This is a genomic window from Kitasatospora sp. NPDC101157, assembly GCF_044768255.1.
Classification (GTDB): Bacteria; Actinomycetota; Actinomycetes; order Streptomycetales; family Streptomycetaceae; genus Kitasatospora.
This window is the reverse complement of sequence record NZ_JBIWPL010000006.1, coordinates 1-13,206: the sequence shown is the minus strand read 5'-3', so window position 1 is coordinate 13,206 and position 13,206 is coordinate 1. Positions and strand designations below refer to the sequence as shown.

The following is a 13,206-nucleotide window of genomic DNA, read 5'->3' as shown; positions in this document are numbered from 1 at the left end:
CGCGGCTCCCGCAGCGCCCCCGCCCCTTACAGCACCCGCCCCCGACAACCACGGCGCCTTGCAGCTACAGCTACCGCTGTAGCCGCAGCTACAGCGCTTTGCGGCGCTGCAGCCAGGTCATCGCCGCCCAGCCCGGCAGCACCGGCAGGATCAGCGTCAGCAGCCGGAACAGCACCACCGCCGCCGTGGCACCGCCCTGTTCCATCGACGCGGTCTGCTGCATCAGGCCGATCAACGCCATGTCGGCCGTGCCGGCCCCACCCGGGGTCGGCGCGGCGTTGCCCGCCGCGTTTCCCACCAGGAACACCACCGCCACCGAGGCGAAGGACGGCTCCTTGCCGATCGCCAGGGCGCAGCAGTACAGGCAGGCGATCAGGCAGAGCGACACCAGCAGTTGCCCGGCCACTCCCACCGCCAGCCGCCCGGGGTTGCGCAGCAGGTCCAGCAGCCGCGGCAGCACCTCCGCCGTCAACGGCCGCAGGCGTGCTGCCAGCCAGCGCCGGGCCGGCGGAATGGCCGACACCACCGCGAGCAGCACCGCGGCCACCACCAGACCGGCGACCACGGCGGGCAGCGCCTCCAGCTCCGAACCGCCCGGCTGCGCGTCCACCAGGTAGACGAAGGCGCCCAGTTGCAGCAGGTGCAGCACCAGTCCGATCAACTGCCCCACGCCGACGCTGGACAGGGCCTTCGCGGTCGGGATGTTCGCCTGCTGCAACAGCCGGGTGTTCAGCGCGATCCCGCCGACACCACCGGGCGACACCAGTTTCACGAACGCCCCGGCCACCTGCGCCAGCACCGCGTTGCGGAAGTTCAGCCGCTCCGGCACGAACCCGACGAATCCCATCGCGGCGGCCACGTGGCTCAGCCCCGCCGCCGACACCGCCAGTGCCAGCCACCACGGATCGGCGTCCGCCAGGGCCGCGATCGGGTTGTCCTCCGTCGCGAAGAACTGCGGGATCAGCAGCCACCCGGCCACCACTCCGCCCACCACGGCCAGCAGCGTCCGCGGCCGCAACCGCTCCAGCCGCACGGGCCGCCCGATCACCTCCGGGCGACCGCGCAGCACCTCCGCCCGGATCTCCTCCAGCAACCCGCCGGTCGGGTCGGTCTCACCGGTGGCCCGGTCCCGCTCCTGCCCCGCGGGGGCGACGGCGGCCGTGCCGGACCGGCCGCCGTGCGGGCCGTGCGGCCGGTGGCCGGCGGCGCTCCCGGGCGCTGGTCGGCGTCGGCCTGACTCGGCCCAGGCTCCGTCCCTGGGGGCGGGGACGGGCGCCGCCGCCGGTCGGACGCCCCCGAGCCGTCGGGGTGGCGTAGCGGCGGGCCCGGTGCCCGTCGCCTCGGTCGGAGCCGGAGCCGGAGCCGGAGCCGTCGCCTCGGTCGGAGCCGGGGCCTCGGTCGGAGCCGGAGCCTCGGGTGACGGTGCGGCGGACGACCCGGTGGGGACGGCGGCGCTGCCCGGGCCGCCGTCCCCACCCGCGGTCGTCCCGGCAACCGCGGCACCGGACCCGTCGGCCGATCCGCCGAACGGCGCGGGGTCGGCGCTGCCGCCGTGCCCCGGCCGCCCCTCGGCCAGTGGCACGGCCGGTACGGGTTCCGACGTCCCGACCTCACGGGTGAGCAGGAGCGGAGCCGTGTGCCGCCCGGTCGGGTCCGCACCGCCGGGCGCCTCCGCCGGGCCACCCTCCAGCATCTGCGGGCCCGCGTCCGCCGCCTTCTGGCCCTGACCACGCTTGAGCGACTGGCGGGTGGTGCGGGCGAGGGCTATCGGCTGGAGCAGGGGCAGGGCGGCGCCCAGGGGATCGGGGCCGAGGACGGCGGTGGCCGTGCGGACGGAGCGGGCGGCGCCGGCGCGCAGGGCGAGGGTGGTGAGGAGCTGGACGACGTCGCAGCGCAGGACGAGTTCGCTCGCCGCGATGTCGCCGTCGGCGAAGTCGACCAGATGGACCGCGCCGCCGTCGTCGACCAGCAGGGAGGACGGGACGAGGGCGCGGTGGGCGATCTCCCGGCGCTGGAGCAGGGCGAGCTGGCCCCAGGCGTCGGTGAGGAGTTCGTCGGTGATCTCCGCGTCGTCGAGCTGGTCCAGGGTGCGCCCGGCCAGGTGTTCGTACGCGATCAGGGCGGTGTCGTGGCCGAGGCCCGCGGTGGCGGCGATCCGGCGGGTGCGCACTCCGGCGGCGAGGGCCGCGTACGTGACCAGGGCCTCGTGCTCCAGCCCGGTGCGCGGTGAGCGCAGGGCGCGAGGGTGGGGGGCGGTGCGCAGCCGCAGGCGGCGCCAGGCGCGTCGGACGGCCGCGGCGGTGACGGCCTGCCGGTCGAGGAGCTGGACGTCGAGGTCGGGCTGGTCCTCGGCCTGCCGGATCAGGTAGCGGTCCGGTCCGGCGGGGAGGGCCTCGACGGGCCGCAGTCCGCTGTCCCGCAGGGCGCGCAGCACTTCCCCCGGCCTCGGCCGCGGGTCCGGGGTGCCGACGGCGTAGAGGGTGCCGTGGGCGCCGGTCCAGCCGATCAGCAGGCCGAGCAGCAGCGCGGTGGGGGTGGCGTACCCGCCGGCCAGTCCGGCGAGGCCCGAGAGGGCGAGGACGGACCAGGGCAGGCGCCGGTCGCGGCTACCGGAGGCGGTCATGAAGGCGAGGACGGGCGCGAGGTAGCCGTAGACCGGTTCGGTGTGCCCGAGGACTTCGCCGGGCAGCCGCTGGGTGAGGGCGGTGAGCAGCGAGGTCGGGGCGATGTCGTCGGCCCACAGGTCCAGGGCGAGGGTCGCGCCGTACGCGGTGACGGCGGCGAGCAGGCCGTCGGAGACCTGCTGGAGGGCGCGCCGCCGGTCCGGACCGAGCAGGCGGCGGACGGCGAGCCCGACCGGCAGCAGCAGGACGGCGGCGGTGGTGAGCCCGCCCGCCAGGCTCGCCAGCGGTCGCGGCACCAGTGCGGCGGCCTGGGCGACGTCGGCGGCGAAGCCCCCGGTGGTGGCCCGGGCGTAGTCGGCGAGCAACAGGGTGAGCGCGATCGCGAGCAGACCGGTGAGCAGCCGGATCGGGGCGACGGGCTGCCGGATCCGGCCGGTGTCGGACAGCGGCCGGGCCCGCCGCCGCTCGCCGCCCGGCCGCCCGGATATGCCTCCGCCGGCACCTCTGTCGGCACCTCCGCCGGTACCCCTGTCGGCACCTCCGGTACCCCGGCCGGTATTCCCGCTGCTGCTCTCCGGCCGTCCGGCCGGGCCGGTGCTGCCGCCCCCGCCGGTGTCGCCGTTCGTTCTCCCCGTCACGATCGCCACGGGTGGCATGCTCCCATGCCACTCGTGGGCCCGGAGCAGGATCCAGGGGCCGTCCGTCACGCCTGCCGGGTCGGCAGCACCACCTGGTGGCGCAGGTTGACGTGCCGGGGGCGGCTGACGGTGTAGGCGATGAGGTCCGCGACGTCCTCCGCGGCGAGCGCCGGGATGGCCGCGAACATGCCGCCGAGCTGCTCCCGCAGGGCGGGGTTGTCGATGTGGCCGCCGAGCTCGGTGTCGGTCAGGCCGGGCTCGACAGCGCTGACCCGCACGTCGCGCGGGCCGAGTTCGGTGCGCAGGGCGGCGGACAGCTGGGTGAGGGCGGCCTTGGTGGCGCCGTACACGGCGTAGTCGGGGAAGACCACGTGGGAGGCGATGGAGGAGACGTTGACCAGGTCGGCGGTGCGGCCCTCGGCGGCGGCCGCGGTGAGGTCGGCGGTGAAGGCGCGGACGATCCGCAGGGCACCGGTGAGGTTGGTGTCCACCATCCGGGTCCACTCGTCGATCCGGCCCTCGGCGAGCGGGTTGGGCAGCATCACCCCGGCGTTGTTGACCACCAGGTCGGCGGGGCCGTAAGCGTCGTGGACGGCCGCGGCGGCCGAGTCGACGGAGTCCTGGTCGGTGATGTCCGCGGTGACGGCGAGGGCCTGCCCGCCGGCCCCGGAGATCTCGGCGGCGAGCGCCTCGATCCGGTCGGTGCGGCGGGCGAGCAGGGCGACCCGGGCGCCGTTGGCGGCGAGCAGCCGGGCGGTGGCGGCGCCCATGCCGCTGGCGGCTCCGGTGACGACGGCGGTGCGGGTGGCGAGGGCGGGGTAGCTCATCGGGGACTCCTGGATCGGGTCGGCGGGCTGACGTCGACCACTCTGCGCCGGTGCCGCGCGCCCACCCAGGGCCACGTCCTTCCCGGGAACCCGGTACCCGGGAACCGCTCACCCGGGAAGTCCTTTCCTGGGAAAGGCAGTACCACCCTCCACCGCCCGCCCGGAGCTACCCTGCCTGGCATGGAGAACACCCTGGGGGACTTCCTCCGCTCGCGCCGGGCCCGGATCCAGCCGGAGGAGGTGGGCCTGCCCGCCCACGGCCGCCGCCGGGTGCAGGGCCTGCGCCGGGAGGAGGTGGCGCAGCTCGCCGGGGTGAGCGTGGACTACTACATCCGGCTGGAGCAGGGCCGCGGCGGCAGCGCCTCGGACGCGGTGCTGGACGCGGTGGCCCGGGTGCTGAGGCTGGACGAGGTGGAGTCGGCGCACCTGCGCTCGCTGAACCGCCCGCCGAAGGCCCCGGCCGGCCGGGCCCGGGGAGACCGGCGGATCCGCCCGGGGACCCGGCTGCTGCTGGACCTGATGACCGGGGTACCGGCCTTCGTGCTGGGACGCCGGATGGACGTCCTGGCCTGGAACGCCCTGGGCGACGCGGTGAACGGTTTCTCCGGCCGCGCGGGCGCCACCGCGGGCTCGCCCCCCAACCAGGCCCGGGACGCCTTCCTCGACCCCGCCGCCCGTGAGTTCTACCCCCAGTGGGACGCCGTCGCCGCGGAGACCGTCGCCCAGCTGCGCCGGGACGCCGGACTGCACCCCGACGACCCGGCCCTGGGCGCCCTGGTGGGCGAACTGTCGCTGCGCAGCGAGGAGTTCCGCCGACTCTGGGCGGATCACCTGGTGCGGGAGAAGACCGGCGGCGTGAAGCTGCTCCGGCACCCGCTGGTCGGCGAGCTGGAGTTCGGTTACGAGACCCTGACCGTCAACGGCTCGCCGGACCAGGTGCTGGTCGTCTACACCGCCCCGCCGGACTCTCCCACCGCCCAGAAGCTGGCCCTACTGGCCAGTTGGGCGGCCTCGGACGCCGCGTCCGCCGCACCGTCCGCCGCACCTCCCGCCACACCGCCGGCCCCGGGCGCGTCCTGAAGCGGCGCTCCGGCCCGGGCCGTCATAGCCTTCGAACATGAGCGCCTGCGAAGACCTCGCCGTGGCACCCCGGGAGATCGACCCCCTCCCGCCCACCGACGGCTGCGCCGACTGCCTGGCCCAGGGCCGCCGGGACTGGGTGCACCTGCGGATCTGCCTGGACTGCGGCCACATCGGCTGCTGTGACTTCTCGCCGCAGCGGCACGCCACCGCGCACTTCCACGACACCTCTCACCCGGTGATCCGCTCGTACGAGCCGGGGGAGGACTGGCGCTGGTGTTTCGTCCACGAGGTCATGGGCTGAGCGCACGCCCCGCCCCGGGACAGACACCGGCTTCCGCGATGTCACCGGGCGTCGCGGTGAAACCGGCCTCCGCAGCGACGCCGGCCTCCGCAGCGACGCCGGCTCGCAACCCGGGTAAAATCCCGACATAACGCCCATGCGGCCCCTCCGGTCGGCACCCGCCCGGCCGCGGCCGCCGAAGGGAGGTCGAGGATGACCAAGCACACAGCGGGCAGCAGTGCCAAGTTCCGCCAGGGAGCCCAGGACCTGCTGGATCGCCGGAGCATGGCGAGCACGCCCAGCCGGCTCGGACCGAAGCCGCGGGCCGGCCTGGTGACCACCGACTCCGGGCGAAGGGACGGCGCCTTCCGCCACATGGGCCGCGATGTCACGTCCTCGGGGGCGCACTCCGCACCACCGGTCCAGGGGGAGCTCAAGGGGCACCGGCACCGCGGTGCGGAGAAGCACTCCGCCCACTGACCGGCGGCCCCCAGGGGCGGACGCCGCCGGCCCGGCGTCCGCCCCTGACGTGGGCTCAGGGGCCTTGCGCGGCAGGCACCGGGGATGTCGGTGGCGTGCGCTACCGTCGTCCCGTTCACCAGCACGCGGCAGCACGACGGGGGCGCACGCACCATGACCGATGTGATCACGGAGGAGCCGGTCGAGCTCCAGCTGGAGCGGTACCGCACCGAACTCACCGGCTACTGCTACCGGATGCTGGGCTCGGTCTTCGAGGCCGAGGACGCGGTGCAGGAGACCATGGTCCGCGCCTGGCGCGGCCACAAGGGCTTCGAGGGGCGGGCCGCGCTGCGTTCCTGGCTGTACCGGATAGCCACCAACGTCTGCCTGGACGCGCTGAACGGCCGCAAGGGCCGCGCCCGTCCCATGGACCTCGCCGGGCCGGTCACGGTGGCCACCGCGAGCGACACCCAGCTGCCCGAGGTGACGTGGATCGGTCCCGCGCCGGACGGCCGGGTGCTCCCCGAGACGGGGGACCCGGCCGAGGTGGCCGCCCAGCGCGAGTCGGTGAAGCTGGCCTTCGTCGCCGTGCTGCAGCGCCTCGCGCCCCGGCAGCGGGCGGTGCTGATCCTGCGCGAGGTGCTCGGCTGGAAGGCCGCCGAGGTGGCCGAGCTGCTCGGCGTCACCGTCGCGTCGGTCAACAGCGCGCTGCAACGGGCGCGTTCGGTGCTGGCCGCGGACGCCTCGGCCGCCCGCCCGGCACCCGCGCTGGACGACGCCCACCGGGCGCTGCTGGACCGCTACGTGCGCGCCTTCGAGGCGTACGACATGGACGGCCTGGCCGTGCTGCTGCACGAGGACGTCACGCTCAACATGCCGCCGTTCTCGATGTGGCTGCAGGGCCAGGAGGAGATCCGGGCGTGGATGCTGGGCCCGGGGCAGGGCTGCCGGGGCTCCCGGCTGCTCCCGGTGACGGCCAACGGCGGGCCGGCCCTGGCCCAGTACCGGCCGAGTCCGGCCGGCGGGCACGAGCCGTGGGCGCTGATCGTGCCGGAGGTGTCACAGGGCCGGATCACCGGGCTCACCAACTTCCTGGACACCGACGTGCTCTTCCCGCTGTTCGGCCTCCCGGACCGGCTCCCCGCCGAGTAGGGCGGCCCAGGCCGGTTCCCCGGCGTCCAGCGGATCGTCCGCTCCCGGCAGCAGCGCCGCGAGCCCGCTGAACGCGAGCAGTTCCCGCAGCGGGCCGCTCGCGTTCAGCAGCACCACGCCCACCCGGTGCCGCCCGGCGGCCAGCCGCAGTCGGGCGAGCGCGTCGACGACGGCCAGGTCGGGGGCGGTCAGCGCGCCCAGGTCACAGGTCAGTACGGCTTCGGCCGCGATGGTCTCCATGCGGATTGGACCGTCGCGCGGGCGCCGACTCATCGGTCCGGTCCCACGGCGGTGGCAGAGTGGGGACGACCGAACCGCCCTGCCCCTGGAGGAAACCGTGACGGCTGAGCCCTTGAGATCCCGCGAGGAGTGGCTGGCGTCCCTGCCCCGGATCTACGCGGCGGCGGGCTGCCTGTTGCGCGACGAGTCCGGCCGGATCCTGATCGTCAAGGCCGGGTACCGCGAGCACTGGCAGTTCCCGGGCGGCACGATCGACCTCGGCGAGGGGCCGGTCGAGTGCGCCGTACGGGAGTTGGAGGAGGAGACCGGCATCGTCAAGGAGGCCGGTGACCTGCTGGCCATCTCCTGGACCCACGCCTCGGCCGAACTCGACCACCCGGCCCAGCACTTCATGTTCGACTTCGGCACCGTCCCGGACGGCACCCCGGTGACCGTGCCGGCCGGCGAGCTGGACACCCACCGCTGGGCCCCGCCGGAGGAGGCGCTGGAGCTGCTCGGTCCGGCCCGTTCCGCCCGGCTGCGGGCGGCGCTGGAGGCGGCCGTCGACGGCCGGGTCCGGATCGTCACCACCCACGTCTCCGGCTTCTGATCGGACGCGCAAGCGCCGTGCCCGGGGCGGGAGTTCGCCCCGGGCACGGCCGGCCGACGGGTGGCTCACCGCTGCTGCTCGGACTCCGCGTCCCGGGCGGCGACGATGGCGGCGATGGCCTCCGCGGTGAAGGTCTCCACCTCGGACTTGTCCACCTTCAGTCCGGTGAGCACGCCCTCGCCGTTCTCGAACTCCAGCAGAGCGAGCAGGATGTGCTCGGTGCCGACGTAGTTGTGGCCGAGCTTGAGCGCCTCGCGGAAGGTCAGCTCGATCACCTTCTTGCCCTGTGCGTCGTACGGGATCAGCGCGGGGATCGTCTGCTCGACGGCGGCCGGCAGGGCGGCGGTGGCAGCCGTCCGGACGGCCTCCGGGGTGACGCCCTGGGCGGCGAGCGCCTTGAGGCCGATGCCTTCGGGCTCGGCGAGCAGGCCGAGCAGGATGTGTACGGGGGTGATCTCGGGGTTGCTCGCCTTCCTGGCCTCCTCCTGCGAGGCCACGATGACCTTGCGGGCCCGGGGGGTGAACCGGGAGAAGCCCTGGCTGGGGTCGAGGTCGGCCGTGGTGCCCGGGCCCTTGGGGACGAAGCGCTTCTGGGCGGCCTGCTTGCTGACGCCCATGCTGCGGCCGATGTCGGTCCAGGAGGCGCCGGAGCGGCGGGCCTGGTCCACGAAGTGGCCGATCAGGTGGTCGGCGAGATCGCCGAGGTGGTCGGCGGCGATGACCGCGTCGGAGAGCTGGTCGAGCGCGTCCGTGTGGACCTTCTTGATCGCGGCGATCAGGTCGTCGAGGCGCAGCGGAGTCGTGCTGGGAACAACGGGATTCTCCATGCGTCAACCGTAGGTTGTCGATCCGAGGATCGTCAATCATCAGTTGACGATTACCTGTAGGTAGCTTGTTTTCGCGCTTTCTCGAACGCCCCCACCGGTCCCGAGCCCCGCCGCCTTGGGCCCTGTGGGCCCTGAGTCCCCGAAGTCCGACGCCCTACGCGCCGGGCAGCAGCCGCTCCCGAACGGCAGCGATCCGGGCCGGCGTGACCCCTGCCGCGAGCAGGTAGTCCACCGGGTCGAGCCCTTCGAGGGTGGCCTCCAGGGCGGCCTCGGCGGTCGTCCCGGCCTCGGCCAGCACCGTGTCGATCCGGCGGTACGGGTCCGGCAGGCCGAGCATCCCGTACAGCGGTCGGACGTTGGGGCCGCTGAGCAGGTAGTCCTCGGCGATCGCGCCCCGGTCGACCCCGGCCAGGGCGAGCACCAGCAGGGCGGCCAGGCCGGTGCGGTCGCGGCCGGCGCCGCAGTGCACCACCAGTCCGCCGGGCCGGGCGTCGGCGATGGCGGTGACCAGTGCGGCGGCGGCGTGCGGGCAGTGCTCCAGGTAGGGACGGAAGACCAGCGGGGTGCCGTCCAGTCGGCCGTGGGCCTGCCACCAGGCGGGGCCGGCCAGTTCGTCCAGCGGGACGCGGACCAGCTCGACGTCCTCGGGGAGCGGGAGGAGCGGCTTGTACTCCTCGGCGTTGCGCAGGTCGACCACGGTGCGGACGCCGTGGTCGAGGAGGGCGTCCCAGCCCTCGTGGGTGAGGCGGTCCAGGTTGTCCGCCCGGACTATCGCGCCACGGGCGGTCGGACGGCCGGAGGCGGTGGGCAATCCGCCCAGGTCGCGGACGTTCAGGCAGCCGTCCCAGACGAGGGTGCGGTCCTCGGTGGTGGTCAGCGCGTCGGTCCGCATGGTGGGGCTCCCCGTTTCCTCGATCGGGGGTCCGTTACCCCCTCGTTATAAGGACTCCCGGGAAACCCCGATGGTTCCTGACTGTCCGAACGGTCGTAACCGGCAGTTCGGACAGCGGTCGGAGCGGGCCTCAGGCGGCGGTGGGGGCCTCGGCCTCGGCCTCGACGAGCTTCTCGATCGGCTCGACCGCGATCTGGCCGAGCAGCGAGCCGCCCACGATCGCACCGATCAGGAACACGGTGGACAGCCAGGCCATGGTCGAGACCGGCAGGGTGAAGGCGCCGACCACCCGGGCAGCGCACTCGGTCAGCAGGGCGGTGCCCCAGATGCCGGCGAACGCCCGCTCGTGGCGCCGGAAGGCCCGCGAGGCGGCCGCCCGGCCCTCGACCAGCCGCTGCCAGGCGGCGGCGCGGTCCCGGTTGCCCTTGGTGACGAAGGGCATCAGCATCGGGGTCATCACCGGCCGGCCGATGAGTGCCGAGGCCAGGATCGCCAGCGCCACGCTGCCGCTCAGCAGGCCGTCCTTGGCGATCATCATCCGGGCGTCGCCGCTGACGAAGGTGAGCGCCAGGCCCGCCAGGTTGACCACCAGCATCAGCGAGGCCCACAGGTTGAGCTTGCGCTCGCGCAGCAGGCCGAGGACGGTCCGGCCGGCCGAGAAGGCGCTGCTCCAGGCCAGCGCGGCGAACTCGCTCAGGCCGCAGGCGGAGTGCAGCAGGTAGTACCCGGCGAGCGGGGCGACCACGTCGAGGACGAGCGGGCGGAGGCCGGAGACCAGCGGGTTGGGCGCCCCGGCGTCCTGAGCGACAGCGGCGGTGGCGGCGGTGACGGTCTGGCTGCTCATGGTGGGTTCCTCCCCCGACTGGTGACGGCGGGCCGCTGCCCGCGTCGTGCCTCCAGTCTTTCCGGCCGACCCTCCGTCAGAGCAGTGCCGTCCGTTGCGGGATCCGCATGACAGTTGTCACTGCGCGGCCCGTGACACGCCCGCTGACCTGCGGGGGAGCGGTGGGTGTCCCTACCGGTGGGGGTACTCGCCGGTCCCGGCCCGCCGGACCTCGGAGCCCGGACCGGTGCGGCGGTCGGCGCCGGGCCCGCGGGCGAACGCCCCCCGGTCGGAGCCGGGGCGCCCGACCGGGCCGAGCAGCATCCGGTGGGGGTCGTCGGTCAGGCCGAAGGTCCGCTGCCGCTCCCCGAGGCCCAGGCCGCGCAGGGCGGAGCGCGGTCCCTTCGCGTGGAGTTCGGGGCAGTGGTCGTCGCTGGTCGTGCGGTCCTCCCAGCCCCGGGCGGCCATACGGGCGCGGCGGGCCGTCCACGATTTCGGCCGAAACGATTCGCCTACCGACAACCCCGGCGGGGAGGGCATCCGGGGCCACGGGCGGGCGACAGCCGTCGGCGGGATCTTCGCGCCGACCGCTCCGGTCCTTCGACCGGAGCCGACGTGTTCGCCCGGATGGCGCATGATGTGGCGGGTGCAGAGTGCAGAACGCCCCGGAGCGGGCACCGGCAGCCCCCTCGGCCGGTCCGGACCAGTACCACCGGGCGGGGGCCCTGTTCCCACCGACCTGACCGAGGCGGTCCGCGCCGCCCAGGAGGGGGACGAACAGGCGTTCCGGCTGCTGTTCCGGACCGTTCAGCCGGGCCTGCTGCGCTACCTGAGAGTGCTGGTCGGCGGACGGCCGGAGGACGTGCAGGACGCCGAGGACATCGCCTCCGAGACCTGGCTGCAGATCGCCCGCGACCTGCGCGGCTTCTCCGGCGACGGGGACGGCTTCCGCGGCTGGGCCGCCACCATCGCCCGCAACCGCGCGATGGACCACCTGCGTGCCCGGCGCCGCCGCCCGGTCGCCGACCTGCCGTTCGAGTACCTGGTCGAGCTGGCAGCCGGGGACGACACCGCACGCGCCGCGCTCACCACGGTCGGCACCGCCGACGCACTGGCGCTGATCTCCCGGCTGCCGCGGGACCAGGCCGAGGCGGTACTGCTCAGAGTGGTCATGGAGCTGGACGCCGAGAGCGCCGCCCGGGTGCTCGGCAAGCGGGCCGGCACCGTCCGGATGGCCGCCCACCGGGGTCTGCGGCGGCTGGCCAAGCTGCTGGAGCAGCCCTTCGCCGCCGACGCCGGGATCCCGGCCGCCAGGAAGGTCACCGAGGAGGCCGCCGGAGAACCCGCGAAAAAAAGTTCTCCGCAGGGTGTGACAGAACGCCGGGCCGCGACGCTGAAGGACATGAGATGAGCACCAACCGATCCCGTCGGATCGACCGTGATGCCGCCGAGCAGCTGCTCGGCGGTGCCGTGGGCGGCCCGTCGGCCGGGCAGGACGCCTCGCTCACCGGACCGGACGGTCCCGGGCAGGTCGCCCGGGTACTGGCCGCGGCCGCCGCCCCGGCGACGTCCGCGGAACTGGCCGGGGAGGAGGCGGCACTGGCCGCGTTCCGGGAGGCGAGTCTCACGCCCGAACCCGTAGTGACCCCCGTCCGGAGACGATCGATGGCAACCGCCGCGCTGGCCAGGGCCTTCAGCACGAAGGCCGCTGCCGCCGTGCTCGGCGCCACCGCGCTGTGCGGGGTCGCGGTCGCCGCCGGCACCGGGAACCTGCCCGCCCTCGGCGGCGGCCCGACCGAGCCGGAGCACGCGGTGGCCGCGTCGGGCAGCCCCACCGAGTCCACGCACGGCACCACCGGCAAGTCCGGCACCGCCTCCCCGAGCGGATCCGCGAGGCCGAGCGCCGGCGCCCAGGCCGACCCGCCGCGCGGCCTCGCCCCGTCCGCCTCCGCTACACCCGGCGCGTCCTCGCCCGGCACCCGCGGCGCCCACCCCAGCCCGCCCGCCGCACTGGTCCCGCTCTGCCAGAGCTTCACGGACCGTACGAACAAGGGCGAGCGCCCCGGCCAGCTGACCGCTGACCCGCTCTTCGGCCCGCTGGTCGCGGCGGCCGGCGGAGCGGAGGAAGTGCCGGACTTCTGCTCGGTCGCCCCCGGCCACTCCACCGGCGACCACCCGAGCACCCCCGCCCAGCCGAGCCCGTCCGGCCACAAGGGCAACTCGAACGGCAACGCCAACGGCAACACCAACGACGAGGACAACAACGGCGGCAACGGCGCCAAGCCCGGCAAGGGCGGCGTGACCGTCCCCACCCCACCGACCCTCCCCACCCCGCCGGACGCCCGTCCGAGCAGAACCGGCCCCTCCGAGGACGAGCAATCGGCCCGGAGATGACCCCCAGAACTCCGGGTGGGCGGCGAGCGACTCCCCCCGGGCTCGCCGCCCATCCGGACCGCACCACCCCGCAGTAACCGCAGGACGCACAACCACCCGAACCCCGGGTGGCCGGTCGGCTCCCCCGTGCCCGCCGTCCACCCGGCCGGCCCCGGCCGGACCGGCAGGCGCTCACCCCGGACGCGCCCCGGCCCGGCCGGCCCGGAACGTGCGGCCCGCCCGCCCGCAGTCAGGGCGGGCCGCACCCCGATCCGGCGGTCGGGGGACCGCTGCCCGGTCCCCCGGCCGCCCACCCCCCTTTCACGGCCGCGGGCAACGCCCCGCGCGCCAATACCCCTCCCCCTCCCCCCTCCCCCCTCTGTGGGCGCGCGGGCAACG

The 13,206-nt window shown here is 75.1% G+C and carries 14 protein-coding genes; 7 read left to right on the top strand and 7 right to left on the bottom strand.

Annotated elements, in window-relative coordinates; genetic code table 11:
• Positions 1 to 88: 88 nt before the first annotated feature.
• Entirely contained in the window at positions 89 to 3,271 is a 3,183-nt protein-coding gene (locus tag ACIRVF_RS15050; protein WP_402816887.1) for a YbhN family protein, read from the bottom strand.
• Between the two features lie 56 nt (positions 3,272 to 3,327).
• The gene (locus ACIRVF_RS15045; protein ID WP_402816885.1) at positions 3,328 to 4,089 is read right to left on the bottom strand and encodes an SDR family oxidoreductase; all 762 of its coding nucleotides are present in this window, start codon (positions 4,087 to 4,089) and stop codon (positions 3,328 to 3,330) included.
• A gap of 180 nt (positions 4,090 to 4,269) precedes the next feature.
• On the opposite strand from ACIRVF_RS15045, the gene ACIRVF_RS15040 reads away from it, so the two are divergent.
• The 4 genes from ACIRVF_RS15040 (at position 4,270) to ACIRVF_RS15025 (ending at position 7,063) form a co-directional block, all read left to right on the top strand.
• Positions 4,270 to 5,169, top strand: a complete 900-nt coding sequence (locus ACIRVF_RS15040; RefSeq protein WP_402816883.1) for a helix-turn-helix transcriptional regulator — start codon at positions 4,270 to 4,272, stop codon at positions 5,167 to 5,169.
• Between the two features lie 37 nt (positions 5,170 to 5,206).
• Positions 5,207 to 5,473, top strand: a complete 267-nt coding sequence (locus ACIRVF_RS15035) for a UBP-type zinc finger domain-containing protein (protein WP_402816881.1) — start codon at positions 5,207 to 5,209, stop codon at positions 5,471 to 5,473.
• Between the two features lie 192 nt (positions 5,474 to 5,665).
• A complete protein-coding gene (locus ACIRVF_RS15030; RefSeq protein WP_402816879.1) occupies positions 5,666 to 5,932 on the top strand; it encodes a hypothetical protein in 267 nt (88 codons plus the stop codon).
• A 153-nt stretch (positions 5,933 to 6,085) separates the two neighbouring features.
• Complete coding sequence (locus ACIRVF_RS15025; protein WP_402816877.1) at positions 6,086 to 7,063, top strand: sigma-70 family RNA polymerase sigma factor; 978 nt, start codon at positions 6,086 to 6,088, stop codon at positions 7,061 to 7,063.
• Here ACIRVF_RS15025 and ACIRVF_RS15020 read toward each other — a convergent pair.
• Positions 6,971 to 7,303, bottom strand: a complete 333-nt coding sequence (locus ACIRVF_RS15020) for a hypothetical protein (protein WP_402816875.1) — start codon at positions 7,301 to 7,303, stop codon at positions 6,971 to 6,973. The two genes, ACIRVF_RS15025 and ACIRVF_RS15020, sit on opposite strands and share 93 nt — an antisense overlap.
• Positions 7,304 to 7,400: 97 nt before the next feature.
• On the opposite strand from ACIRVF_RS15020, the gene ACIRVF_RS15015 reads away from it, so the two are divergent.
• Entirely contained in the window at positions 7,401 to 7,892 is a 492-nt protein-coding gene (locus ACIRVF_RS15015) for an NUDIX domain-containing protein (RefSeq protein WP_402816873.1), read from the top strand.
• A 65-nt stretch (positions 7,893 to 7,957) separates the two neighbouring features.
• On the opposite strand, the gene ACIRVF_RS15010 is transcribed toward ACIRVF_RS15015, so the two are convergent.
• The 4 genes from ACIRVF_RS15010 to ACIRVF_RS14995 all read right to left on the bottom strand — a co-directional run bounded on the left by ACIRVF_RS15010 (position 7,958) and on the right by ACIRVF_RS14995 (position 10,902).
• Positions 7,958 to 8,719 (bottom strand): Clp protease N-terminal domain-containing protein, encoded by a 762-nt coding sequence (locus tag ACIRVF_RS15010; protein WP_402816871.1) that lies wholly within the window; start codon positions 8,717 to 8,719, stop codon positions 7,958 to 7,960.
• A 154-nt stretch (positions 8,720 to 8,873) separates the two neighbouring features.
• Positions 8,874 to 9,611 (bottom strand): tyrosine-protein phosphatase, encoded by a 738-nt coding sequence (locus ACIRVF_RS15005; RefSeq protein ID WP_402816869.1) that lies wholly within the window; start codon positions 9,609 to 9,611, stop codon positions 8,874 to 8,876.
• 130 nt (positions 9,612 to 9,741) lie between these two features.
• Positions 9,742 to 10,455 (bottom strand): VC0807 family protein, encoded by a 714-nt coding sequence (locus ACIRVF_RS15000; RefSeq protein WP_402816867.1) that lies wholly within the window; start codon positions 10,453 to 10,455, stop codon positions 9,742 to 9,744.
• 171 nt (positions 10,456 to 10,626) lie between these two features.
• Complete coding sequence (locus tag ACIRVF_RS14995) at positions 10,627 to 10,902, bottom strand: hypothetical protein (RefSeq protein ID WP_402816865.1); 276 nt, start codon at positions 10,900 to 10,902, stop codon at positions 10,627 to 10,629.
• A 169-nt stretch (positions 10,903 to 11,071) separates the two neighbouring features.
• Here ACIRVF_RS14995 and ACIRVF_RS14990 point away from each other — a divergent pair, with 169 nt between their 5' ends.
• Positions 11,072 to 11,845 (top strand): RNA polymerase sigma factor, encoded by a 774-nt coding sequence (locus tag ACIRVF_RS14990; RefSeq protein WP_402817509.1) that lies wholly within the window; start codon positions 11,072 to 11,074, stop codon positions 11,843 to 11,845.
• Positions 11,842 to 12,828 (top strand): hypothetical protein, encoded by a 987-nt coding sequence (locus tag ACIRVF_RS14985; RefSeq protein WP_402816863.1) that lies wholly within the window; start codon positions 11,842 to 11,844, stop codon positions 12,826 to 12,828. The genes ACIRVF_RS14990 and ACIRVF_RS14985 overlap by 4 nt, the downstream gene beginning before the upstream one ends.
• Positions 12,829 to 13,206: the final 378 nt, after the last annotated feature.